This is a genomic window from Streptomyces sp. NBC_01261, assembly GCF_036226385.1.
Lineage (GTDB): Bacteria > Actinomycetota > Actinomycetes > Streptomycetales > Streptomycetaceae > Streptomyces.
On the sequence record NZ_CP108463.1, the window covers coordinates 5,263,806 to 5,288,296 of the forward strand.

Genomic DNA, 24,491 nt, shown 5'->3' on the forward strand with positions numbered 1-24,491 from the left:
CCGTCCTAGAGGGCGCAATGTCGCCGGATGCCCGAATCGGGCCCGGATCCAAGGTCTCTCGCAGAACTACGGGATGCGATGTCTGTCAGGATAGATGGGGAAATGTCGGGTGGGGTTCCGAGCCGAACAGGTCGGGTCCGGCGCATAGTCCGAGGTCCGCGCCCCGAGGTCGTTCCCACGCTCGTCGCCAGGGCCTGCGCCCTCGTCGGCCTGCTGGACATCGCCGCGGGGGTGTTCCCGCGCTTCCGGCACAGCCGTATGCACACCATGGCGGAGGTGCTGCCGGGTGCGCTCGGCCCCTTCGCGGCGGCGCTCTCGCTCAGTGCCGGCGTGCTGCTGCTGCTCCTCGCGCACGGGCTCAGGCGGCGCAAGCGCCGGGCCTGGCGGGCCGCCGTCGCGCTGCTTCCGGCGGGCGCGGTGGCGCAGTTCGCGTACCGGCACTCCCTCATAGGAGTCGTCATCTCGGCGGCGCTGCTCGCGCCGCTGCTGCTGCACCGGGACGAGTTCCGGGCGCTGCCCGACCCGCGCAGCAGGTGGCGCGCGCTCGCCAACTTCGTACTCATGGGCGCCGGTTCCCTCGTCCTCGGACTGGTCATCGTCAGCGTCCACTCCAAGCGCATGGTCGGCGACCCGAGCCTGGCCGATCGGATTACGCACGTCCTGTACGGCCTGTTCGGCTTCGAGGGCCCGGTCGACTACGAGGGCAGCACCTCCTGGACGGTCGCCTTCTCACTGGGCGCCCTGGGGCTGCTCACCGCCGTGACGACGATCTACCTCGCGTTCCGGCCCGAGCACCCGGCCGCGCAGCTCACCCCGGAGGACGAGACGCATCTGCGCGCCCTCCTGGAGAAGCACGGCCGGCGCGACTCGCTCGGTCACTTCGCGCTCCGCCGCGACAAGGCCGTCGTCTTCTCGCCCAGCGGCAAGGCGGCGGTGACGTACCGCGTCGTCTCCGGAGTGATGCTCGCCAGTGGTGACCCCATCGGCGACGTGGAGGCCTGGCCGGGCGCCATCGAGCGCTTCATGGACGAGGCGAAGGCCCACTCCTGGACGCCCGCCGTGATGGGCTGCTCGGAGACGGGCGGCGAGGTGTGGACCCGTGAGACCGGTCTCGACGCCCTCGAACTGGGCGACGAGGCGGTGGTCGACGTGGCGGATTTCTCGCTCGCCGGGCGCGCGATGCGCAACGTACGCCAAATGGTGAAGCGCATCGAGCGGGCCGGCTACGAAACCCGGGTACGGCGTGTACGTGACCTCGGAGAGGGCGAGTTGGAGCGCATCCGGCTCGCCGCGGAGGCCTGGCGGGGCACCGACACCGAGCGCGGCTTCTCCATGGCGCTCGGCCGTATCGGCGACCCCGAGGACGGCGACTGCTTCATCGCCACCGCCCACAAGACGGACGAACAGCCGGGCGAGTACGGCGACTTGAAGGCGATCCTGCACTTCGTGCCCTGGGGCACGGACGGCATGTCGCTGGACCTGATGCGCCGCGACCGCGCGGCGGACCCGGGGATGAACGAACTGCTGATCGTGGCCTCACTCCAGGCGGCACCGAAGCTCGGCATCACGCGCGTGTCGCTCAACTTCGCGATGTTCCGCGCGGCGCTCGCGCGGGGCGAGAAGATCGGCGCGGGCCCGGTGCTGCGCGCCTGGCGCGGACTGCTCGTCTTCCTGTCCCGCTGGTTCCAGATCGAGTCCCTGTACAAGTTCAACGCGAAGTTCCAGCCCCGCTGGGAACCCCGCTTCGTCGTCTACCGCGCCTCCGGCGACCTCCCCCGCATCGGCTTCGCCGCGATGCAGGCGGAAGGCTTCGTCAACCTGGCGCTCCCCCTCCCGCGCTTCCTCCGCCGCCGCACGGTCGCGGCCCCGGCCTGCACCCACGGGCTGGCGGAACGGGATGTACGCGCGGCCTGACCCACAGGCGCGGCCCGAGCGGGCCCCTCAGCTCCGGCTGGGGGCACCGCTCGGACCGCGCCGAAGGTTTCCGCCCGACCGCCCCGAAGTCCTCTGCAGGGACCACGGGGCCCTACGGCGACGGGCACGCTCCGGTCCGCCGAGCGTAACGGGCGACGACGGCAAGGGCCGGCAGCCACCGTCAGGCACTCCAAGGCCGCAGGCCGGTACCGCCAGGACGGGCCACCACAGGACACCGTTCCACGGCCCAGGACCCCACTCACCGGCTCTCGTACCCCTCCCCCCGAGGAGCAGGCCGACCGCCGGAACGCTGTTCACTCCGCCGAAGGTCGCGGGGGACCACAGCAACGGCCGACACCCGCCGACACCCGCTCCAAGGCCGCAAGCCGGCACGACGCACCCGCACACCACCACCGCGAAACCGGCCCACGGGCGGGGACCCCACCGACAACCCCCCGCGCGCCCCTCAACCGCACCGACCCACACCCCGCCCCACCCCGAAGTCCCCCTCCCCCACCGGACCAGCCCGCCTCCACCCCGCCCGCAGGGCCGTGCCCCCTCCTCCTGGGCCTACGCTGAACGTATGAGCAAGCAGAGCGGGCGCGGGCGCGTCACGGGCCTTCCGGAGTGGGACCGGTGCGCGGTCATGGGGGTTGTGAACGTCACCCCTGACTCCTTCTCCGACGGCGGCCGCTTCTTCGACACCACCGCGGCCGTGAAGCGCGGCCTCGACCTGGTCACCGAGGGCGCCGACCTGGTGGACGTCGGCGGTGAGTCCACCCGCCCCGGCGCCTCCCGCGTGGACGAGGCCGAGGAACTCAAGCGTGTCATCCCCGTAGTGCGCGGCCTCGCCTCCGAGGGCGTCACCGTCTCCGTCGACACCATGCGCGCCTCCGTCGCCGAGCGCGCCCTCGCCTCCGGAGCCGCCCTCGTCAACGACGTCAGCGGCGGCCTCGCGGACCCCGCGATGATCCCGGTCGTCGCCGCCTCGGGCGCCCCCTTCGTCGTCATGCACTGGCGCGGCTTCCTGGAGGGCGGCAACGTCAAGGGGGTCTACGACGACGTCGTCACCGAGGTCGTCGACGAACTGCACGCACGCGTGGAGGCCGTTCTGGCCGGCGGTGTCGCCCCCGACCGGGTCGTCGTCGACCCGGGCCTCGGTTTCTCCAAGGACGCCGAGCACGACCTCGTCCTCCTCGCCCACCTCGACCGCCTGCTCGCCCTCGGCCACCCCCTCCTGGTCGCCGCCTCCCGCAAACGGTTCCTCGGCCGCGTCCTCGCAGGCCCCGAGGGCGCGCCCCCGCCCGCGCGCGAGCGCGACGCCGCCACGGCCGCCGTCTCCGCGCTCGCGGCGCACGCCGGCGCGTGGGCGGTGCGCGTCCACGAGGTCCGCGCCACAGCAGACGCCGTACGCGTCGCCCGCGCCGTCGAGGGGGCGCGCGCCCCCGGCGCCCGAGCTGCTTCGCACACCAGCTCCGAGGGAGCCCTGTGACCGCCCCGCACACCGACGTCGAGCAGGTGGAACTCGCCAACACCGCGTTCTACGAGACGCTGGAGCGCGGTGACTTCGACGAGTTGTCCGCGCTCTGGCTCACCCCGGCCGACCTCGGCGTCGACGAGGAGTACCACGACCCGGCGGACAGCGGCGTGATCTCCTGCGTGCACCCGGGCTGGCCGGTGCTGACCGGCCGCGGCGAGGTCCTGCGGTCGTACGCGCTGATCATGGCGAACACCGAGTACATCCAGTTCTTCCTCACCGACGTGCACGTCTCGGTGACCGGCGACACCGCGCTGGTCACCTGTACGGAGAACATCCTCAGCGGCGGGCCCTCCCCCGACGACAGCGACGAACTGGGCCCGCTGGTCGGCCAGCTCGTGGTCGCCACGAACGTGTTCCGGCGCACCCCCGAGGGCTGGAAGCTCTGGTCGCACCACGCGTCCCCCGTTCTGGCCGAAAACGACGAGGACGACAGCGAGGACACCCCCACCTGAGTGGGTAGGCGCCCCCCGAGGAGAACCCGCCCGACCCCCTTCCGCCCCCGTTCGGGTCCCGTCGCAACCCGTCGAGACCAAGAAGTGGTTGGAATCACGAACCCCGGGGTAGGGGCGGCTACCGACCCATGAGCCACCGGGTTCCCCAGGGGAAACGCTCGTTGAACCCCCTGGCCCCGGACAGTGCCCGCGCCCCCGTGGCCCGGCATTGTCAGTGCCCGCAGGTAGATTCGTTCGAGGCCGGGGTACCGCCCGCACACGGTACGAACCGGCCACCACCGACGATTGCAGGAGTGATTCGCGTGGATCGTGTCGCGCTGAGCGGCCTGAAGGCCCGCGGGCACCACGGCGTGTTCCCCAAGGAGCGCGAAGAGGGCCAGACCTTCATCGTGGACATCGTCCTGGGCCTGGACACCCGGCCGGCCGCCGCCGACGACGACCTGACGAAGACCGTGCACTACGGCATCGTGGCCGAGGAGGTCGTGGCCGTCGTCCAGGGCGAGCCCGTCAACCTCATCGAGACCCTCGCCGAGCGCATCGCGCAGACCTGCCTGAAGCACGAAGGGGTCGAGGAGGTCGAGGTCCGTGTCCACAAGCCGGACGCCCCGATCACCGTCCCCTTCGACGACGTGACCGTCACCATCACCCGGAGCCGAGTATGACCTTCTCGTTCACCGAGGGTCACAGCGACCCGACCGTCCAGCCGGTGCCCGCCTCCGTGGTGCAGCAGGTGGACGCCGCCGACACCACCCTCAGCAACCCGAAGCGCGCCGTGATCTCCATCGGCGCGAACCTGGGCAACCGCCTGGAGACCCTCCAGGGCGCCATCGACGCCCTGGAGGACACCCCCGGCGTCCGCATCAAGGCCGTCTCGCCGGTCTACGAGACGGAGCCGTGGGGCGTCGAGCCCGGCAGCCAGCCGTCGTACTTCAACGCGGTCGTCGTCCTCAAGACAACCCTGCCCCCGTCCTCCCTGCTGGAGCGGGCGCACGCGGTCGAGGAGGCCTTCCACCGGGTCCGCGAGGAGCGCTGGGGCGCGCGCACGATCGACGTCGACATCGTCGCGTACGCCGACGTCGTCTCGGACGATCCGGTCCTGACGCTCCCCCACCCGCGCGCCCACGAGCGGGCCTTCGTGCTCGCGCCGTGGCACGACGTGGAGCCCGAGGCGCAGTTGCCCGGCCGCGGCCCGGTGGCCGTTCTCCTCGACACCGTCACGCGAGACGGTGTCGCGCCCCGCAAGGATCTGGAACTCCGGCTGCCCGAGTAGTCGTTAAGGTCGAGACGACCACTACGCCCGGACAGGGCACGGGGAGCTGAAGGGACACCGTGAGAGAGCTGCGGATCAGGGTGCTGGCCGGCGTGTTCGTGATCGCCGGAGTGCTGTCCTGGGCGGGGGCCCGGCTGTGGAGCGCGGTGGGGACCCTGCCGAGCGTCCCGCTGGCCGCGCCCATCGTCCTCGCCGTGATCGCCGTGGTCCTGCTGGCCACGGCGCTCTCCCTGCGCGCCCGCCTCAAGGCCCAGCGGGAGCGCCGCGCCGGCGCCAAGGGCGTCGACCCCCTGATGGCCGCCCGCTCGGTCGTCTTCGGCCAGGCCAGCGCCCTGGTGGCCGCCCTCGTCGCCGGCATGTACGGCGGCACGGGCGCCTACCTCCTGGAGTCCCTGGACATCCCCGCCCGCCGCGACCAGGCCATCTACGCCGGCTTCTCGGTCCTGGCGGGTATCGCGGTCATAGTGGCCGCCCTCTTCCTGGAGCGCGTCTGCAAGCTCCCGGAGGACGACGACAACAACGCGGCAGGGGCAACCCCGGTCACCTGAGGCGCCCCAAAGGGGCGCGGGGAACTGCGCGACCAGCCACGACGAACCCGCACCCGACCGACAACCCGCCACGGTCCTTCCAGCGAGGCGAACCGTCAGCGAGCCATGATCAGGCTCATCGCCTCGTTACGCGTGGCCGGATCCCGCAACTGCCCCCGCACCGCGGACGTGATGGTCTTGGCGCCGGGCTTCCGCACCCCCCGCATCGACATGCACATGTGCTCGCACTCGACGACGACGATGACCCCCCGCGGCTCCAGGATCTCCATCAGCGAGTCCGCGACCTGCGTCGTGAGCCGCTCCTGCACCTGCGGCCGCCGCGCGTAGACGTCCACCAGTCGCGCCAGCTTCGACAACCCGGTGATCTTCCCGTCGGCGGACGGGATGTAGCCGACATGGGCGACACCCACGAACGGCACCAGATGGTGCTCACAGTTGCTGAGGACCTCGATGTCCTTCACCAGGACCATCTCGTCGTGCCCCAGGTCGAACGTCGTCGTCAGCACATCCTCCGGCTTCTGCCACAACCCCGCGAATATCTCCTTGTACGCCCGCGCCACCCGCGCCGGCGTCTCCCTCAGCCCCTCACGGTCCGGGTCCTCGCCGACCGCGATCAGCAGTTCGCGTACGGCGTTCTCGGCGCGCTTCTCGTCGAAGACGCCGATCGCTCCCTCGCCGTCGAGCGTCACGGGGTCGGTCATGTCGGTGCCTCGTTCCTGTGCGGGTCGCGCGTGTGCGGACACACGCCTCAGTTGCGGGCATATGGAAAAGCCGCGCCCCCCAGGCTAAATCCAGGGGGGCGCGGCTTCCATTTCGGACCGTGTGAGACTCGCGTCAGTTGTCGGTGCGGTCCTCCGGGGCCTTCTCCAGCGTGGGAGAGGACTCGGTGGTCGCACCGGCGGTGATCGCGGGACCCGCGCCGTTCGTCCCGTTCGTCAGTGACAGCTCCTTGGGGGAGAGCACCGGCGGGCGGGTGGACGGCGTACGGCGGGAGGAGCCGGTCCAGGAGGGACGGGCCGGACGCCGGATGATCGGAGTGAAGACCTCGGCGATCTGCTCCTTGTTCAGCGTCTCCTTCTCCAGCAGCTGGAGCACGAGCGCGTCGAGCACGTCACGGTTCTCGACCAGGATCTCCCAGGCCTCGTTGTGCGCGTTCTCGATGAGCTTCTTGACCTCTTCGTCGACGAGCGCGGCGACCTCTTCCGAGTAGTCACGCGGGTGCGACATCTCCCGGCCCAGGAAGGGCTCGGTGTTGTCGCCGCCGAACTTGATCGCGCCGAGGCGCTCGGTCATGCCGTACTGCGTGACCATCGCGCGGGCCGTCGCGGTGGCCTTCTCGATGTCGTTCGCGGCGCCCGTGGTCGGGTCGTGGAAGACCAGTTCCTCGGCCGCGCGACCGCCCAGCATGTAGGCCAGCTGGTCGAGCATCTCGTTGCGCGTGGTCGAGTACTTGTCCTCTTCCGGCAGGACCATCGTGTAGCCCAGAGCACGGCCTCGGGAGAGGATCGTGATCTTGTGCACCGGGTCGGAGTTCGGGGAAGCCGCCGCGACCAGGGCGTGTCCGCCCTCGTGGTACGCGGTGATCTTCTTCTCCTTCTCCGACATGATCCGGGTCCGCTTCTGCGGGCCCGCGACCACACGGTCGATCGCCTCGTCCAGCATGGAGTTGTCGATCAGCTTGCGGTTGCCTCGGGCGGTGAGCAGGGCGGCCTCGTTGAGGACGTTACTCAGGTCCGCGCCGGTGAAGCCCGGCGTACGACGCGCGACGGCCGACAGATCGACGTCCGGTGCGACCGGCTTGCCCTTCTGGTGGACCTTGAGGATCTCCAGACGGCCCTGCATGTCCGGGCGGTCGACCGCGATCTGGCGGTCGAAGCGGCCGGGGCGCAGGAGGGCCGGGTCGAGGATGTCGGGCCGGTTCGTCGCGGCGATGAGGATCACGCCGCCCTTGACGTCGAAGCCGTCCATCTCGACGAGCAGCTGGTTCAACGTCTGCTCGCGCTCGTCGTGACCACCGCCGAGGCCGGCGCCGCGATGGCGGCCGACCGCGTCGATCTCGTCGACGAAGACGATCGCCGGAGCGTTCGCCTTGGCCTGCTCGAACAGGTCACGGACTCGGGAGGCACCGACACCGACGAACATCTCGACGAAGTCGGAACCGGAGATCGAGTAGAAGGGCACCCCGGCCTCGCCCGCGACGGCGCGCGCCAGCAGGGTCTTGCCGGTGCCGGGGGGGCCGTACAGGAGTACGCCCTTGGGGATCTTGGCGCCGACGGCCTGGAACTTCGCCGGCTCCTGGAGGAACTCCTTGATCTCGTGCAGTTCCTCGACGGCCTCGTCGGAGCCCGCGACGTCCGCGAACGTCGTCTTCGGGGTGTCCTTGGTGATGAGCTTGGCCTTGGACTTCCCGAAGTTCATGACTCGGGAGCCGCCGCCCTGCATCTGGTTCATCAGGAACAGGAAGACGACCACGATGAGGACGAAGGGGAGCAGCGACAACAGGATCCCGACGAAAGCGTTCTGCTTCGTCGGCGACACCGTGTAGCCGTCCGGAATCTGCTTGTCCTGGTACTTGGTCTGCAGCGTGGCCGCGAGGTCCACGCCTTGGTCGCCGATGTAGCTCGCCTGGATCTTGGAGCTGCCCTCGACCTTTACGCCGTCCTTGAGCGTGGCCTTGATGGTCTGCTCGTCACCGGTGGTGATCTTGGCCGACTCGACCTTGTTGTCATTGATCGCCTGGACGATCTGGCCGGTGTCCACCGTCTTGTAGCCGCCGGACGAGCCGACGACCTGCATCAACACGACCACGGCAAGGACGGCCAGCACGATCCACATGACCGGCCCACGGAAGTATCGCTTCACGTCCATCCATACGGAGCGAGAACGCTCCGTCCCTCCTGCCATAGTGAGTTTGATAAAGACAGTTCTTCTGACCGTACCCCAGCCATGTTGCCCGAAGTCGCACGGGACGGCTGGGAGACGCGTCTGCATGCTCCAACGGCGCGAGGCCCGCTGGGGTTCCCGATCGTCTTACGGGGCTTGGGCCGAGTGGCTCTAGCCGCCGTAGACGTGCGGCGCGAGCGTACCGACGAACGGCAGGTTGCGGTACTTCTCGGCGTAGTCGAGGCCGTAGCCGACGACGAACTCGTTCGGGATGTCGAAGCCGACCCACTCCACGTCGATGGCGACCTTGGCCGCCTCCGGCTTGCGGAGCAGGGTGCAGATCTTCAACGAGTCGGGCTCGCGCGAGCCGAGGTTGGAGATCAGCCAGGACAGGGTCAGACCCGAGTCGATGATGTCCTCGACGATGAGGACGTGCTTCCCCTTGATGTCGGTGTCGAGGTCCTTGAGGATCCGCACGACACCGGAGGACTGGGTGCCCGCGCCGTACGACGACACGGCCATCCAGTCCATGGTGACGGGGGTGGACAGCGCCCGGGCGAGGTCCGCCATGACCATCACCGCGCCCTTGAGGACGCCGACGATCAGCAGATCCTTGCCCGCGTACTCCGCGTCGATCTTCGCGGCGAGCTCCACGAGCTTCGCGTCGATCTCTTCCTTGGTGATGAGCACCGACTGGAGGTCGTCACCCATGTCTTTCGCGTCCACCCGCATCACTTTCGGTCGTCCAACCGGCTACTACCTGGCCCCTCCCCCGGAGGCCCGGAGGGGGTGTCGATTCAGCCTTGCCGAATCACCAGTCTGCCACCCTGGCGACGGGCGACGACCTTGCCCGGGAGATTGATGGCTCCCTGGCCGCGCCAGCCGGTGATCAGGCGGTCGACTTCCTCGATGTGACGGGCGAACAGCGAACCGGCCGGGGCGCCGGCCTGGATGGCGGCCCGGCGCAGGATGCGACGGCGTACGGCGGGCGGCAGGGCGTAGAGCTTGGCGCACTCCAGGAGGCCGGTGGCGTCCCGTACGGACGCCTCGGCCTGGCTGGCCCAGGTGTCGAGGGCGTCGGCGTCGTCCCGGGAGAGCTGCGCCGTACGGGCGAGCGCTTCCACGACCCCTTTGCCGAGCGCCTTCTCCAGGGCCGGCAGGCCTTCGTGGCGCAGACGGGAACGCGTGTACGCGGGGTCGGCGTTGTGCGGGTCGTCCCAGACGGGCAGCGACTGGACCATGCAGGCCTTGCGGGCTGTCTGCCGGTCGAGCTGCAGGAAGGGGCGGCGGTAACGGCCGTCGGCCCCCGAGACCGCGGCCATCCCCGACAGGGAGCGGATGCCGGAGCCGCGGGCGAGGCCCAGCAGGACGGTTTCCGCCTGGTCGTCGCGCGTGTGGCCGAGCAGGACGGCGACGGCGCCGTGTCGTGCGGCGCAGTCGTCGAGGGCTGCGTAGCGGGCGTCCCGGGCGGCTGCCTCGGGGCCGCCCTCGCGGCCCACGGTCACTGAAGTGGCTTCCACGGGGTCCAGGCCCAGTTCGCGCAGGCGCAGGACGACCTCGTCGGCGCGCAGGTCGGAGCCGGCCTGGAGGCCGTGGTCGACGGTGATGCCGCCGGCCCTGATGCCCAGCTTGGGGGCTTCGAAGGCGAGGGCGGAGGCGAGGGCCATGGAATCGGCGCCGCCGGAGCATGCGACGAGCACGAGCGGCGAGGGCGGGCGCTCGTGCGAGGTGTGCCGGGAGGCGCCGACGGTCTGCAGGGCCTCGTGGTCGGTGAGGATGTCGTGGAGGACGCGGCGGACCGCCAGGCGTATCGCCGCGACCGCAGGATGGGGACCCATGTCCGGTTCCCTTCATGAAGTTTTCGGGGGGTTGGCCCGAGGTTCGGTCACTCAGAGTGTGTAGATGGTGACAGAACCGGGGCGTTCCCCGAGCATCGCACGCCTACCCATCGCTCACGGTCCCTCGGACGGGTGATTGCGGGGGCGTTCGCCTGCCGTCGGCCGAATCCCTTTCACCACATCCGCGACCGGTTCACGACTCGGCCTTGCGGTGCACCCGCGCGACCCAGTCCGCCGGTTTGGCGATCTCCGTCTTCGTGGGCAACGTGTTCGGCGAGGTCCACACCCGGTTGAAGCCGTCCATGCCCACCTGTTCGACGACCGCGCGTACGAACCGCTCGCCGTCCCGGTACTGCCGCAGCTTGGCGTCGAGGCCGAGCAGCTTGCGCAGCGCCGAGTCCAGCCGGGAGGCGCCCTTGGCGCGGCGCTGCTGGAACTTCTCGCGGATCTCCGCGACGCTCGGCACCACGTCCGGACCGACGCCGTCCATCACGAAGTCGGCGTGCCCCTCCAGGAGGGACATCACGGCGGTGAGCCGGCTGAGGATCTCCCGCTGCGCGGGCGTCTGCACGATCTCCACGAGGGACCGGCCCTCGTCGTCGTCCTCCTCGCCCTCGGGCCGCCCGCCCGCCAACGACTGGGCGGCCTCCCGGATGCGCTCCAGGACCGTCATGGGGTCGACCTCGGTCTCCCCCAAGAACGACTGGATCTCGCCCTCCAGGTGGTCACGCAGCCAGGGCACGGCCGTGAACTGCGTGCGGTGCGTCTCCTCGTGCAGGCACACCCACAGGCGGAAGTCGTGGGGCTGTACGTCGAGTTCGCGCTCCACGTGCACGATGTTCGGCGCGACCAGCAGCAGCCGCCCGCCCTTCGCTCCCGCCGGCAGCTCGCGGGACGCCGGGGCGAACGTCTCGTACTGGCCGAGCACCCGCGAGGACAGGAACGACAGCAGCATGCCCAGCTCGACGCCGGTCACCTTGCCGCCGACCGCGCCGAAAACGGCGCCCCCGGGGGTGTTGCCGCGCCGCTCCTGCATCTTGTCGAGCAGCGGCTTGAGGACCTCCCGGAACCCGGCGACGTTCGCCCGCACCCAGCCGGGGCGGTCGACCACCAGGATCGGGGTGTCGTGGATGTCGTCCGTGCCCATCCGGGTGAACCCCCGGACGTGTTGCTCCGAGGCCTTCGCATGTCGGCGCAGCTCCGCGACGACGGCCCGGGCCTCGTCACGGCTCACCTCGGGGCCCGGCCGCACAAGTCGGGTCGCGGTCGCCACCGCGAGATTCCAGTCGACCATCTCGGCACCACCGATGCTCGTCATGCGTCAACCGTACGTGAGCGCTGCCGCTTGGGGCAGGCTGCGAGGTCGGTCAGGTGAGCGTCTGCCTGAACGGCACCCGGTTACGAGCTACAGCCGCAGGCCGCCAGTGCCGTCGCCGTGTGGTCCAGGGCCGCCTGGGCCTCCAGGGTGTTCGTCGTGTTGGAGGCCATGAAGGCGAAGGCGAGGAGTTGGCCGTCCTTGTCCACGACCGTGCCCGCGAGGGTGTTGACGCCCGTCAGGGTGCCCGTCTTGGCGCGGACCACCCCCGCCGCTCCCGTCGCGTCCGTGTAGCGGGTCGTCAGGGTGCCGGTGAAGGCGGCGACGGGGAGGCCGGTGAGGACCGGGCGGAGTTCGGGGTGGGCCGGGGAACCGGCCTTGACCAGGAGGGCGGTCAGGAGGTCGGCGGTGAGGCGGTCGTCACGGTTCAGGCCGCTGCCGTCGTTGAACACGGCGCCCTTGACCGGGAGTTGGAGCTTTGTCAGCTGGGCCCGGATCGCGGCGGCGCCGCCGTCGAAGTCGGCCCGCTCGCCCGTCGCCACGGCGGTCTGGCGGGCCAGGGCCTCCGCGATGTCGTTGTCGCTGTTGGTCAGCATCCGCTCGACGATGTCGGAGAGCGGGGGCGAGGAGACCGTGGCGAGGGTGGCGGCGCGTCCGGTCGCCTTGGAGGGGCCCGGGGACGACGTCGTAATGCCGTGCTTCTTTAGGAAGCCCGCGAATTTCTCGGCCGCGTCCGCCGCCGGGTCCGTCACGCGCCGCACCTGGCCGCTGGACGAGTCGTCCATACGGCCCTCGTCGGCCATCAGGGCGCTGACCGGGGCGAGGTTCTCGTTGGCCCCGATCGGGTGGAGTTCGGCACCGGAGTACAGGGTCTTGTCGTACGACAGCGTCACCTCGCTCAGGCCGCGCTTCTTCAGGGCCACCGCCGTCCTGTCGGCCAGGGTGCGCAGGCTGGCCCAGCCCTCGGCGTCCTTGTGGGCGGTCAGCGTCGGGTCGCCGCCGCCGACCAGGACGAGTTCCTTGGTGTCGGGCTCCAGGGCGGCGCGGGTGGTGAGTCGGTGGTCGGCGCCCATCGCGGAGAGGGCGGCCGTCGCGGTGGCGATCTTCGTCGTCGAGGCCGGCGTCAACGCGTCGTCGGCGCCGACTCCGTAGAGGCGCTTTCCGGTCGAGACGTCCACCACGGCGGCCGTGTGGCGGGTGCCGAGCGCCGAGTCGCCCAGGAGCGGCGTGAGGGCGTCCGCGAGGGCCGTGCCGGTCGGGGCCGACTTCACGGTGCTGGCGGCGCCGCCGAGGCCGACGAGGACGGATGCGGCGCTGGGGGCGGGTCGGGGCGCCTTGGCGGACGTATCGGAATTACGTCCGTGATCTACGCCACCTGACTGTTCCTGTGCGGCTGCGTAGTCCCGCTCGGCCGTACGCTGACCCGAGGAGTCCCAGGGACCGGCGGCGGTCACCACACCCGCGGCCAGCGCCATTCCGGCGGTGGCGGCGACGGCGGTGAACTGCCAGGTCCTGTTCGGCCGCGGCAACTTCGCGACCTGAGGTGACACGGATCCGACGAGCCGGGCGACCTTCGGTTTCACGGCTTCGGTGAGCCGCGTGGCCTGTGGTCTCGCGGCTTCGGTGAGCCGCGAGACCTGCGGCTTCACGGCCTGCGTGACCCGCGTGACCTGCGGTTTCACGGATTGCGCGGCCCGCTTGAGACGGGGCCGAACGGCTCGCGCGACCCGCGCCATCTGCGGTCTCGCGGCCTGCCAAGGCCTCAGCTCCGGCACGACCACCAGCCCCTTTCGCGATCACACACCTGCGTGAGGGACACTTAACCACCAGAAACATGTGCTGATCATGGAGGAGCCACCGGTGGAGTTCGACGTCACGATCGAGATCCCGAAGGGTTCGCGGAACAAGTACGAGGTGGACCACGAGACCGGTCGGATCCGCCTGGACCGTCGACTCTTCACCTCGACCAGTTACCCGGCCGACTACGGCTTCGTCGAGAACACTCTCGGCGAGGACGGCGACCCGCTCGACGCGCTGGTCATCCTGGAGGAGCCGACTTTCCCCGGCTGCCTCATCAAGTGCCGTGCGATCGGCATGTTCCGGATGACCGACGAGGCCGGCGGCGACGACAAGCTGCTGTGCGTCCCGGCGTCCGACCCGCGTGTGGAGCACCTGCGTGACATCCACCACGTGTCGGAGTTCGACCGCCTGGAGATCCAGCACTTCTTCGAGGTCTACAAGGACCTGGAGCCCGGCAAGTCGGTCGAGGGTGCCAACTGGGTGGGCCGCGTGGACGCCGAGGCGGAGATCGAGCGCTCGTACAAGCGACTCAAGGAGCAGGGCGGCCACTGAGCCCCCGGCGCACTGACGGGCCGCACGCACACGCGTGCGGCCCGTTTCCATGTCTGTGCGCATACTGAGGATCACTGGAGGTGTCGTACAGGGAGTGCTACGGAGTGACGGAAGCCGAGGACCGCAAGCCGCAGTCGGACGAGGCCAGGAGTGCCTTCACGGCTCCGGTGGGCGTCGAGGCGGCGGTCGTGGCGGCAGCTGACGGGGAGTCGTCCACGACATCGGAGTTCGCCGTTCCGAGCGGGCTCGACATGACGCCCGCGCCGGCCGTCGAGGACTCCGAGGGGTCGGCGTTCAGTCCGCCCAGCCTCTACAGCGCGCGCAAGGCACCGCCCGCCTTCACCCCGCCGACCGGGATCCCCGTCGTCAGTCTCACCAAGGACGTGCCCTGGCAGGACCGCATGCGCACGATGCTGCGGATGCCGGTGGCCGAGCGGCCCGCCCCGGAGCCGGTGCAGAAGCCCGACGACAGCGGCCCCGCCGCACCGCGCGTGCTCGATCTGACGCTCCGCATCGGCGAGTTGCTGCTCGCGGGCGGCGAGGGCGCCGAGGACGTCGAGGCGGCGATGTTCGCGGTCTGCCGTTCCTACGGCCTCGACCGCTGCGAGCCGACCGTCACCTTCACCCTGCTCTCGATCTCTTATCAGCCCTCCCTGGTGGACGATCCGGTGACCGCGTCCCGGACCGTACGGCGCCGGGGCACCGACTACACGCGGCTCGCGGCCGTGTTCCGGCTGGTCCAGGACCTCAGCGACCCGGAGACCGCGCTCTCCTTGGAGGACGCCTACCGGCGGCTCGCGGAGATGCGGCGCAACCGGCACCCGTACCCCGGCTGGGTGCTGACCTCCGCCAGCGGGCTGCTCGCCGGCGCCGCCTCCGTGCTCGTCGGCGGTGACATCATCGTGTTCTTCGCCGCCGCGCTCGGCGCGATGCTCGGCGACCGGCTGGCGTGGCTGTGCGCGGGGCGCGGGCTGCCGGAGTTCTACCAGTTCACGGTCGCCGCGATGCCGCCCGCCGCGATAGGGGTCGCCCTCACGGTCGCCAACGTCGATGTGAAGGCCTCCGCGGTCATCACCGGCGGGTTGTTCGCCCTGCTGCCCGGGCGGGCGCTGGTGGCGGGCGTACAGGACGGACTGACCGGCTTCTACATCACTGCGGCGGCCCGGCTCCTGGAGGTCATGTACTTCTTCGTCGGCATCGTGGCCGGCGTCCTGATCGTCCTGTACTTCGGCGTGAAGCTCGGCGCCCAGCTCAATCCCGACGTCGCCCTCGGCAACTCCGACCGGCCGCTGTGGCAGATCGGCGCGTCCGTCCTGCTGTCGCTGACCTTCGCCGTACTGCTCCAGCAGGAACGATCCACCGTGCTCCTGGTGTCCCTCAACGGGGGTGTCGCCTGGTCCGTCTACGGGGCGATGCACTTCGTCGCGGGGATCTCGCCGGTTGCCTCTACGGCCGTTGCGGCGGGGTTGGTCGGGCTGTTCGGGCAGCTGCTGTCGCGGTACCGGTTCGCGTCGGCGTTGCCCTACACGACCGCGGCGATCGGGCCCCTGTTGCCGGGGTCCGCCACGTACTTCGGGCTGTTGGCCATCGCGCAGAACGAGGTCGACAAGGGGCTGGTGTCGTTGGCCACGGCGGCGTCTCTCGCCATGGCCATCGCCATCGGGGTCAATCTGGGGTCGGAGATCTCGCGGTTGTTCCTGCGGATTCCGGGGGCGTCCGCGGGGGCGCGGCGGGCGGCCAAGCGGACTCGGGGTTTCTGAACGCCTCATAGCTCGCGATGAGTTGTCCGTTGGCGGGTGCGGGTCCGTTGTGGCTGGTCGCGCAGTTCCCCGCGCCCCCATGGGGCGCGCTGTCGCTAGCCCTGTGGGTAGCCGTTCTGGGAGTAACCCTGACCCTGGCCCTGGTTGTCGTACGGGGGGTACTGCTGGTTGCCGTACTGCTCATTGCCGTACGGCTGTTGCTGCTGGGGCTGGTACGTCTGCTGGGGGTACGGCTGCTGCTGTTGGGGCTGCGCGTAGTACTGGTCGTAGCCGTTGTTCTGGTCGTATCCGGTGTTCTGCTGGGGCTCTTCCACTCGCCGGAGTTGAGTCGTCGAGTCGTCCATGATCACCGGGAACGGCTGGGTCGCGGCCGGGTCGCCGGGCTGTTCCTGGGGGTCACGGGGGCCCTGGGGGTTCTTCTTGGCCTTGGAGCGGGCGCGCAGGAACTCGATGATGATCGGGACCACGGAGATCAGGACGATCAGGATGAGGATCGCTTCGATGTTCTTGTGGACGAAGTCGATGTTGCCGAGCCAGGAGCCGAGCAGGGTCACGCCCGCGCCCCACAGGACACCGCCGATCACGTTGAACGTGATGAAGGAGCGGTACTTCATGCCGCTGACGCCGGCGATGATCGGCGTGAAGGTGCGCACGATCGGCACGAAGCGGGCCAGGACAAGCGACTTGGGGCCGTACTTCTCGAAGAACTCGTGCGCCTTGACCACGTTCTCCTGCTTGAAGAGGCGTGAGTCCGGGCGGTTGAAGAGCGAGGGGCCGACCTTCTTGCCGAAGACGTAGCCCGCCTGGTCGCCGAGGATCGCGGCGACGCAGATCAGCGCGACGGCCGCCCACAGTGGGAAGTCGAGGGTGCCCGCGGTGATCAGCAGGCCGCAGGTGAAGAGCAGGGAGTCACCCGGCAGGAAGAACCCGATGAGCAGGCCGGACTCCGCGAAGACCACGAGCAGGAGGCCCCAGATCCCGAACCGGTCGAGCATGGTGTTCGGATCGAGCCAGCTCGGGCCGAGGGCGAGCGTCATCACGGTTCCGGGCTCCTGAGGGGTGGAGGGAGGTGCCAGCGTCCAGGTACAGCCGCACAAAGCTATCAACGCGATGTGTCCGTCCCAGGTTCCACCGGTGGCTCCAGGATGCACTGTGCACCCCATAGGACAAAGCTGTGAGCCATGGGTATCGAAGAGTACGGCGGTGGCCAGGGGCCGCAGGCCGATGTGTTGGTCGTGACGACGAACGACGTCCCGGGCTACCGGGTCGAGCAGGTGATCGGCGAGGTCTTCGGGCTGACCGTGCGCTCACGGCATCTCGGCAGCCAGATCGGCGCCGGTCTGAAGTCGATGGTCGGCGGTGAGCTGAAGGGGCTCACCAAGACCCTCGTGCAGACCCGCAACCAGGCCATGGAGCGGCTCATCGAGCAGGCACGCGCGCGTGGGGCCAACGGCGTCCTGGCGTTCCGCTTCGACGTGACCGAGGCGGCGGACGTGGGCACCGAGGTGTGCGCCTACGGGACGGCGGTGGTGCTGGCCCGGGAGTAGCGGCACCCCCGGGCCGGGCTCCTAGGAGGAGGTGTGCCGGGACGCGTTCGCCAGGATCGCGTCCCTCAGGTGCTCTGCTACCCCCGGGGCCATCGCGTCGTAGAACGCCTTGAAGCGCTCGTCGGAGACGTACATCCCGGCGAGGCAGATGTGCATCTCGTAGGAGCACGCGTAGAACCAGCGGTCGATGTGCAGGCGGTGTTCCTCGGCGAGGTCCATCGCCTGCTCGGCGGTGGGGGGTTCGCCCGCGGTCACCAGGGTGGCGTAGCGCTCGCTCCAGGCGTCGACCTCGGCCTGGAGGCGTTTCCAGTCGTCCTTGGTGTAGCGGGCGGCCCTGCGCTGCGACTCGGCGTAGGCCTCGGTGCCGCCCCAGCGTTGTTCGGCCTCTTCGGCGTACCGCTCGGGGTCCTTGTCGCCGAAGACCTCGAAGCGTTCCTCGGGGGTGAGGTTGATGCCCATCGTGCGTGCCTCCATGGCGTGTTCCACGGCCTCGGCCATCTTCTGGAGCTTCTCGATCCGGGCGGTCAGCAGCTCGTGCTGGCGGCGCAGATGCGCGCGCGGGTCCGTCTCCGGGTCGTCGAGCAGGGCCGCGACCTGGTCGAGCGGGAAGCCGAGTTCCCGGTAGAACAGGATCTGTTGCAGCCGGTCGAGGTCGGCGTCGCCGTAGCGCCGGTGACCCGCGTGGCTGCGCTCGCTGGGGACGAGCAGACCGATGTCGTCGTAGTGGTGCAGCGTGCGCACGGTGACCCCGGCGAACCCGGCGACCTGCCCTACGGAGTAGCTCACTTTCCGCTCCCTTCTTGTGTCCGCGCTCCACGCTGAGGCCTCACGCCACGTGAGGTGCAAGCCCTACAAGCCTCACGGCCCCCGCAGTGCTCGCCTTCTCAAGATGTTCGGTCCGTTTTGCCCGCTTATGGTGAGCCCGTGGCCCAGGACAGCGCGCAACAGGCACCCGTTGCCCCTACGACCCCGGCGCGCACCCTGCTGCCGTTGATCGTCCCCGCTCTCCTCGTGGGCGTGCTCGCGAGCCTGCTGTTCATCGGGGTCAGCGAGGCGGCCGAACAGCTTCAGCACCTGCTCTGGAAGAACCTGCCCGACGCCCTGGGCATCGGCCGGTACTCGGTGCTGTGGATGCTCGTCATGCTGACGGCCACCGGAATCGTCGTCGGACTGGTGGTGTGGAAGGTCCCCGGGCATGCCGGCCCCGATCCGGCGACCACCGGCCTGGAGGCCGTACCGCTGCCACCCATGGTGCTGCCGGGGCTCGTCCTGGCGACCGCGCTGATGCTCGCCGGCGGGCCGAGCCTGGGTCCCGAGAACCCGATCATCGCCGTGAACGTGGGGCTCGCCCTGTGGGCGGGGCGCAAGTTGGCGCCGCGGGTGCCGGGCGGGGCGTGGGGGGCGCTGGCCGAGTCGGCGACGATCGGGGCGCTGTTCGGGACGCCGGTAGCGGCGGCGCTGCTCATCTCGGAGGCGCTGGCCGGGCGGAACACCAAAGGGGCCCTCTGGGACAACGTGTTCGCGCCGCTCGCCGCGGCCGGTGCGGGCGCGATGACGACCACCCTGGTGGCCCATCCGACCTTCGACCTGCATCTGCCCGCGTTCGGCAGGCCCGGCTGGGGCGACCTGCTGACCGTCCTGGTCCTGGCACCCCTGGCAGCCGCACTCGGCATGGTGGCCGTCTACCTCTTCCCGTACGCCCATGGCGCCTTCTCCCGCCTCAGGCACCCCATGCTGGCGTTGCCGGCCGGTGGACTGGTCCTGGGCCTTCTGGCGGCCGTGGGCGGCCATCTGACGCTCTTCAAGGGGCTGGACGAGGTCGGGGAGCTCGCGGCCGACCCCGAGGGCTGGTCGGCGGGCCAGTTCGCGACGATGACGGTCGTGAAACTCGCGGCGCTGCTGGTGGCCGCGTCCTGCGGCTTCCGGGGCGGCCGCATCTTCCCTTCCGTCTTCATCGGCGTCGCGTTCGGCCTGTTCGCCCACGCGGTCGTACCGGCCGTGGACCCGGCACTCGCGGTGGCCGCGGGCGTCCTGGGCATGCTCCTCGCGATCACCCGACAAGGCTGGGTGAGCCTCTTCACGGCGGCGATCCTCGTGTCCTCCCCGGCGATCCTCGCCCTCCTGTGCATCGGTTCGTTGCCGGCCTGGCTGCTGGTGACCGGGAGACCGCAGATGCAGTTGCGCGCGGACGGAACTCCGGTTCGCTAGTACCCGTTGGTTCTTTTGATCCTTATCGGAGGCACGCCATGCCGTTGCACCAAGGTCCCGACCAGCCCGCCGAACGCCCCATGTCCGTGAACCCCTTCTACGGGGAGGCCAATCCGGTCGGCGGCATGACCGAGGCCCCGCCCAAGCACCGGCTCCCGGACACGCCGCTGCCCCCGATGACGGCGGCCCAGCTCGTGCACGACGAGCTGATGCTGGACGGCAACTCCCGCCTGAACCTGGCGACTTTCGTCACCACCTGGATGGAGCCGGAAGCCGGCGTCCTGATGGCGGAGTGCCGGGACAAGAACATGATCGACAAGGACGAGTACCCCCGCACCGCCGAGTTGGAGAAGCGCTGTGTGGCGATGCTCGCCGATCTCTGGCACGCACCGGATCCGTCCGCCGCCGTCGGCTGTTCGACAACCGGCTCCAGCGAGGCCTGCATGCTCGCCGGCATGGCCCTCAAGCGCCGCTGGACACAGCGCAACAAGGACCGCTACCCGGCGGCCCGCCCGAACCTGGTGATGGGCGTCAACGTCCAGGTCTGCTGGGAGAAGTTCTGCAACTTCTGGGAGGTCGAAGCCCGCCAAGTCCCCATGGAGGGCGACCGCTTCCACCTCGACCCCCAAGCGGCGGCCGAACTCTGCGACGAGAACACGATCGGCGTCGTCGGCATCCTCGGCTCCACCTTCGACGGCTCCTACGAGCCGATCGCCGACCTGTGCGCCGCCCTCGACGCACTCCAGGAGCGCACGGGCCTCGACATCCCGGTCCACGTGGACGGCGCGTCCGGCGCCATGGTCGCGCCCTTCCTGGACCCGGACCTGATCTGGGACTTCCGCCTCCCGCGCGTGGCCTCGATCAACACCTCGGGCCACAAGTACGGCCTGGTCTACCCGGGCGTCGGCTGGGCCCTGTGGCGCGACAAGGAGGCCCTCCCGGAGGAACTCGTCTTCCGCGTCAACTACTTGGGCGGCGACATGCCCACCTTCGCCCTCAACTTCTCCCGCCCCGGCGCCCAAGTAGTGGCCCAGTACTACACATTCCTACGCCTGGGCCGCGAGGGCTACCGCGCGGTCCAACAGTCCACCCGAGACGTGGCCCGAGGCCTCGCCGACCGCATCGAGGCCCTGGGCGACTTCCAACTCCTCACCCGGGGCGACGAGTTGCCGGTCTTCGCCTTCACCACCGCCCCGGAGGTCACGACGTACGACGTGTTCGACGTCTCCCGCCGCCTCCGCGAACACGGCTGGCTGGTCCCGGCGTACACCTTCCCGGCCAACCGCGAGGACCTCTCGGTCCTCCGGATCGTAAGCCGCAACGGATTCTCGGCAGACCTGGCCGAACTGTTCCTCGACGACCTGACCCGTCTCCTCCCCGAACTACGCCGCCAGCCCCACCCCTTCACCCGCGACAAGGGAGCGGCAACAGGCTTCCACCACTGATCCGGGCGGCACGGCCGGCCCCCCGCGTACGGCGAGAAGGCGACGAGTCGGGGGGTGTCCGCCCGCAGCGGTTGGCGCGTCAAACACGGGCGAGCCGGTAAACAACAGCCCCCGCGCCAGTCCGAGGACGGACACCCCCCGGCGCGGCGCCACCCCCCAACGCACCACGGGCGAACCACAACGCACCCGCACAGAGCCACAAGTCGGCACCCCCACCCACCCAGGGGCGCGAGGCTGTGTCAATGTGCGGCTCCGCCGCGTGGGCGCGGCCAGCCCCCACCGGCCCGCACCCGACAACTCACCCTCCAAGCCCCCGAAACCGCCGCACAGCCAGCGGAAAGAAAACAGCCAGCAAGCCCATCGGCCAGACCACAGCGGCCCAGACATGCCCCGCCTCTCCCCCGGGCCCACCAAAAAGCTCCCGCACGGCAGTCGCGGTCTGAGACATCGGATTCCACTGAACAACCACGCCCAGCCACCCAGGCATGGCAGCCGGCGTAGCCAACGCATTGGACAGAAACCCAACCGGCCACACCAGAATCTGCACGGCCTGCACCATCTCGGGCCGCCCCGCCACCAACGCCAGACAGATGCCGACCCACAACATGGCGAACCGAAAAAAGAGCAACAGCCCCACGGCGCCCAGGAATTGCCCCGCCCCGGCATGCGGCCGCCACCCAAGCCCGAGCCCTACGCCGATCAGCACGACAAGACCAATCGCCGACTGCAACATGTCCGCAGCCGAACGCCCCACCAACACCGCCCCGTCGGCCATCGGCATCGACCGAAACCGATCGATCACTCCCTTGTTGAGATCCTGCGTGACGGCGACCATCGTCCCCTCAAGACCGAAGGCCATGGTCAACGCAAGCATCCCCGGCACCAGGTAGTCGACGTACGCACCCTCGACGGCCCGCCCACCCCCGATCAGATACCCGAACATCAACAACAACATCACCGGGAAGACCAGACTCACCACGACCTGCACGGGCTGCCGCGCCCAGTGGGCGAGTTCACGCCGGGTCATGGTCCACGAATCGGTCAGAGCGTAGGCACTCACACGGCCTCCTTCACGTTCGCACGATCGTCCGCACCCGCACCCGCCCCGTCACCGTGCCCCGTCAGATGCAGGAACACCTCGTCCAGAGTCGGCCGCCGCAACGCCACATCCTCCGCATCGATCCCACCCTCCTCCAGCGCCCGCACAACCCCCGACAGCGCCGCCATCCGGTCGGAGACCGCCGCACTGAGCAGCCGCCGATCGGCATCGACCCGGATGTCACCGGCAGACAACGGCAACAGGGCGACAGCCGCCCCCAGTTGACCCGCGTCACGCAGAACGACGTCGATACGGTCACCACCGGTACGGGACTTCAACTCGTCCGGGGTCCCGTCGGCGATGACACGGCCCCGGTCAACCACCGAGACCCGATCGGCGAGTTGATCGGCCTCCTCCAGGTACTGCGTGGTGAGCAGAACCGTCGTACCGCCCCCGACCAGGGAGCGAACCGCCGTCCACACCTCGGCCCGGCCGCGCGGATCGAGGCCGGTCGTCGGCTCGTCCAGGAAGAGGATCTCCGGTGCGGTGACGAGCGAGGCGGCGAGATCCAGCCGCCGCCGCATGCCACCGCTGTAGTCGCGAACCGGCTTACGACCGGTGTCGCCGAGATCGAAGCGCTCCAGAAGTTCATCGGCACGCACACGCGCGGGACGGGCACCGAGGTGATGGAGACGGCCGAACATCTCCAGGTTCTGCCGACCGCCCAACTCCTCATCCAGCGCCGCGTGTTGACCGAGCAGCCCGATCCGGAAGCGAACCGCGCGGGCCTCGCTCAGCACGTCGTACCCCGCGACCTCGACCCGACCGGAGTCGGGCCGCAGCAGGGTGGACAGGACACGGACCAGGGTGGTCTTGCCCGCGCCATTGGGCCCCAGCACCCCGTGCACGGTGCCGCGCGCGACCCGCAGATCGAGCCCGTCCAACGCCTTCTTGACCCCCTTGGAGCCGTCACCCCCCTCACCCCCCTCAGCCCCCTGAGCCTTCCGGCTCTTCTTGCCCCCGTACGTCTTGTGCGCGTCCTCGACGATGATCGCCGCGTCGGCCACTGGACACCCCTTCGCTAGTCAAACTTGACTACATCCTCGAAAGTAACGCCGAGGGCCTCGTTAGTCAAACTTGATTAGCGAGCATCCCCCGGGTGCCGCTCCCCCGTCGCGTACGGGTTCTCCTCGTCGTCCCGCAGGACGCCGACGAACGGCTCGCCCTCCCCCGCGAAGGTGTACGCCCCACCCTCGATGCGCTCGATCAGCCCCTGGGTCCACGCGGCCTCGGCGTCGGCCGTGTGGATCCAGAGGTTCATGATCTCGCCGATGTGGCCCAGCTGTTCGGGCCCGTCCTCGGGGATGTAGTGCTCGGTGACCGAGGCCCGCCACTGGTCGATGCCCCGGGTGCGCTCCTTGAGCAGCGCCACCGCCTCGGCCCTCGGCAGGTCCACGAGGAAGCCGATCGCGGCGGACTTGACGTCCATCTGCTGGTCGTAGGACGTCAGCGCCTCGCGCAGCAGCCGGAAGTACTCCTCGGTGCCCCCGTCGGTGATCTCGTACTCGGTGCGGGGCGGGCCCCCGACGGTGGACGGCGCGACCTCGTGGGCGTGCAACAGGCCCTGCTTGGCCAGCTGCTTGAGGGCGTGGTAGATCGAGCCGGGCTTGGCGTTGGACCACTCGTGCGCGCCCCAGTACTCCAGGTCGTTGCGCACTTGGTAACCGTGGGCCCGCCCGTGCTGGCGCACCGCGCCCAGCACGAGAAGACGGATCGCTGACATGGGGCCAGCGTAGAACCCGCGAGGTCAGCCCCCGGTCGTGCCCCGTTCCTTCACGAACAGCTCGTAGGCGGTGGCCCCGTCCAGGGACTCGCGGATGATGTCGGCATGGCCGGCGTGCCGGGCGGTCTCGCGGATCAGGTGCAGGCAGAGCCAGCGCACGGAGACGCGGCCCTCGGGCGGGAACCAGGGCTCGCTCGGGACCGGGAAGGTGTCGTCCAGGCTGGGCACCGAGCGGATGTACGCCTCGGTCTCGGCGGCGACCTTCTCCCAGTACGCGAGCTGCGACTCGACGGTCTCGCCGTCGACCAGTCGGAACGCCTCGTGCCAGTTGGACTGGTCGCGCTGGACGGCCGGCGGTTCCTGCTTCGCCCGGGCGATCCAGCCCTGCTCGACGTCGGCGACATGCTTGAGCAGCCCGGAGAGGGAGAGCTCGCTCGCGCTCGGCCTGCTCGCGGCCTGTTCCTCGGTCAGCCCGAGCAACGACCTGCGGATACCGCCCCGTTGGTCCTCGATGAACGTGAGCAGCGACCCTCGCTCGTCGCCCTGTGCGTCCGCGGACACGTGCGTGACCATGGCCTTCGCCTTTCGTCGGTGCCG

The 24,491-nt window shown here is 69.9% G+C and carries 23 protein-coding genes; 11 read left to right on the plus strand and 12 right to left on the minus strand.

Going from position 1 to position 24,491, the window contains the following annotated elements; translation table 11 throughout:
* Nucleotides 1-102 precede the first annotated feature (102 nt).
* From OG226_RS23115 to OG226_RS23140, 6 genes are all read left to right on the plus strand, one after another.
* Entirely contained in the window at nt 103-1,914 is a 1,812-nt protein-coding gene (locus OG226_RS23115; protein ID WP_328680515.1) for a phosphatidylglycerol lysyltransferase domain-containing protein, read from the plus strand.
* A 583-nt stretch (nt 1,915-2,497) separates the two neighbouring features.
* Nucleotides 2,498-3,406, plus strand: coding sequence for a dihydropteroate synthase (folP, locus tag OG226_RS23120; protein ID WP_329349892.1), 909 nt, complete (start codon nt 2,498-2,500; stop codon nt 3,404-3,406).
* Nucleotides 3,403-3,906 carry a nuclear transport factor 2 family protein gene (locus tag OG226_RS23125; protein WP_266860398.1) on the plus strand — a complete coding sequence of 168 codons (504 nt, stop codon included), beginning with the start codon at nt 3,403-3,405 and terminating at the stop codon, nt 3,904-3,906. Before folP ends, OG226_RS23125 begins: the two co-directional genes overlap by 4 nt.
* A 302-nt stretch (nt 3,907-4,208) precedes the next feature.
* Complete coding sequence (gene folB / locus OG226_RS23130; RefSeq protein ID WP_266769819.1) at nt 4,209-4,568, plus strand: dihydroneopterin aldolase; 360 nt, start codon at nt 4,209-4,211, stop codon at nt 4,566-4,568.
* Nucleotides 4,565-5,176 carry a 2-amino-4-hydroxy-6-hydroxymethyldihydropteridine diphosphokinase gene (gene folK, locus OG226_RS23135; RefSeq protein ID WP_329349893.1) on the plus strand — a complete coding sequence of 204 codons (612 nt, stop codon included), beginning with the start codon at nt 4,565-4,567 and terminating at the stop codon, nt 5,174-5,176. Before folB ends, folK begins: the two co-directional genes overlap by 4 nt.
* Before the next feature lie 59 nt (nt 5,177-5,235).
* Nucleotides 5,236-5,724 (plus strand): DUF3180 domain-containing protein, encoded by a 489-nt coding sequence (locus tag OG226_RS23140; RefSeq protein WP_328680526.1) that lies wholly within the window; start codon nt 5,236-5,238, stop codon nt 5,722-5,724.
* A gap of 95 nt (nt 5,725-5,819) precedes the next feature.
* Here OG226_RS23140 and folE read toward each other — a convergent pair whose 3' ends face one another.
* The 6 genes from folE to dacB all read right to left on the minus strand — a co-directional run bounded on the left by folE (nt 5,820) and on the right by dacB (nt 13,496).
* Complete coding sequence (gene folE / locus OG226_RS23145) at nt 5,820-6,425, minus strand: GTP cyclohydrolase I FolE (protein WP_318017968.1); 606 nt, start codon at nt 6,423-6,425, stop codon at nt 5,820-5,822.
* A gap of 133 nt (nt 6,426-6,558) precedes the next feature.
* Nucleotides 6,559-8,592, minus strand: a complete 2,034-nt coding sequence (gene ftsH / locus OG226_RS23150) for an ATP-dependent zinc metalloprotease FtsH (protein WP_329349894.1) — start codon at nt 8,590-8,592, stop codon at nt 6,559-6,561.
* Nucleotides 8,593-8,778: 186 nt separating this feature from the next.
* Complete coding sequence (hpt, locus tag OG226_RS23155; RefSeq protein WP_019064278.1) at nt 8,779-9,339, minus strand: hypoxanthine phosphoribosyltransferase; 561 nt, start codon at nt 9,337-9,339, stop codon at nt 8,779-8,781.
* A 65-nt stretch (nt 9,340-9,404) separates the two neighbouring features.
* Entirely contained in the window at nt 9,405-10,445 is a 1,041-nt protein-coding gene (tilS, locus tag OG226_RS23160; RefSeq protein ID WP_329349895.1) for a tRNA lysidine(34) synthetase TilS, read from the minus strand.
* Nucleotides 10,446-10,638: 193 nt separating this feature from the next.
* Nucleotides 10,639-11,763, minus strand: a complete 1,125-nt coding sequence (locus OG226_RS23165; RefSeq protein WP_328680535.1) for a zinc-dependent metalloprotease — start codon at nt 11,761-11,763, stop codon at nt 10,639-10,641.
* Nucleotides 11,764-11,843: 80 nt separating this feature from the next.
* Nucleotides 11,844-13,496, minus strand: a complete 1,653-nt coding sequence (gene dacB, locus OG226_RS23170) for a D-alanyl-D-alanine carboxypeptidase/D-alanyl-D-alanine endopeptidase (RefSeq protein WP_329353484.1) — start codon at nt 13,494-13,496, stop codon at nt 11,844-11,846.
* Nucleotides 13,497-13,620: 124 nt separating this feature from the next.
* On the opposite strand from dacB, the gene OG226_RS23175 reads away from it, so the two are divergent.
* Both OG226_RS23175 and OG226_RS23180 read left to right on the plus strand, forming a co-directional pair.
* Nucleotides 13,621-14,112, plus strand: a complete 492-nt coding sequence (locus tag OG226_RS23175; protein ID WP_026151575.1) for an inorganic diphosphatase — start codon at nt 13,621-13,623, stop codon at nt 14,110-14,112.
* A gap of 104 nt (nt 14,113-14,216) precedes the next feature.
* Nucleotides 14,217-15,872, plus strand: coding sequence for a threonine/serine ThrE exporter family protein (locus tag OG226_RS23180; RefSeq protein WP_328680541.1), 1,656 nt, complete (start codon nt 14,217-14,219; stop codon nt 15,870-15,872).
* Nucleotides 15,873-15,967: 95 nt separating this feature from the next.
* Here the strand turns inward: OG226_RS23180 and OG226_RS23185 are convergent, their stop codons facing one another.
* On the minus strand, nt 15,968-16,912 hold the full coding sequence (locus OG226_RS23185; RefSeq protein ID WP_329349896.1) for a DedA family protein: 945 nt from the start codon (nt 16,910-16,912) through the stop codon (nt 15,968-15,970).
* Between the two features lie 141 nt (nt 16,913-17,053).
* Here OG226_RS23185 and OG226_RS23190 point away from each other — a divergent pair, with 141 nt between their 5' ends.
* Nucleotides 17,054-17,419, plus strand: coding sequence for a YbjQ family protein (locus OG226_RS23190; protein ID WP_033286147.1), 366 nt, complete (start codon nt 17,054-17,056; stop codon nt 17,417-17,419).
* Nucleotides 17,420-17,440: 21 nt separating this feature from the next.
* Here the strand turns inward: OG226_RS23190 and OG226_RS23195 are convergent, their stop codons facing one another.
* On the minus strand, nt 17,441-18,205 hold the full coding sequence (locus OG226_RS23195) for a MerR family transcriptional regulator (protein ID WP_329349897.1): 765 nt from the start codon (nt 18,203-18,205) through the stop codon (nt 17,441-17,443).
* A 138-nt stretch (nt 18,206-18,343) separates the two neighbouring features.
* Here OG226_RS23195 and OG226_RS23200 point away from each other — a divergent pair, with 138 nt between their 5' ends.
* Together OG226_RS23200 and OG226_RS23205 are read left to right on the plus strand one after the other, a co-directional pair.
* On the plus strand, nt 18,344-19,627 hold the full coding sequence (locus tag OG226_RS23200) for an ion channel protein (RefSeq protein ID WP_329349898.1): 1,284 nt from the start codon (nt 18,344-18,346) through the stop codon (nt 19,625-19,627).
* A 38-nt stretch (nt 19,628-19,665) separates the two neighbouring features.
* Nucleotides 19,666-21,072: a glutamate decarboxylase gene (locus OG226_RS23205; RefSeq protein WP_329349899.1), complete on the plus strand. Its 1,407-nt coding sequence runs from the start codon at nt 19,666-19,668 to the stop codon at nt 21,070-21,072.
* Between the two features lie 298 nt (nt 21,073-21,370).
* Here OG226_RS23205 and OG226_RS23210 read toward each other — a convergent pair whose 3' ends face one another.
* The 4 genes from OG226_RS23210 to OG226_RS23225 form a co-directional block, all read right to left on the minus strand.
* On the minus strand, nt 21,371-22,132 hold the full coding sequence (locus OG226_RS23210; protein ID WP_328680551.1) for an ABC transporter permease: 762 nt from the start codon (nt 22,130-22,132) through the stop codon (nt 21,371-21,373).
* Entirely contained in the window at nt 22,129-23,178 is a 1,050-nt protein-coding gene (locus tag OG226_RS23215) for an ATP-binding cassette domain-containing protein (protein ID WP_329349900.1), read from the minus strand. The genes OG226_RS23210 and OG226_RS23215 overlap by 4 nt, the downstream gene beginning before the upstream one ends.
* Nucleotides 23,179-23,252: 74 nt before the next feature.
* Nucleotides 23,253-23,894: a PadR family transcriptional regulator gene (locus tag OG226_RS23220; protein WP_328680555.1), complete on the minus strand. Its 642-nt coding sequence runs from the start codon at nt 23,892-23,894 to the stop codon at nt 23,253-23,255.
* Nucleotides 23,895-23,918: 24 nt separating this feature from the next.
* Complete coding sequence (locus OG226_RS23225) at nt 23,919-24,467, minus strand: DinB family protein (protein WP_328680557.1); 549 nt, start codon at nt 24,465-24,467, stop codon at nt 23,919-23,921.
* Between the last annotated feature and the right edge of the window lie 24 nt (nt 24,468-24,491).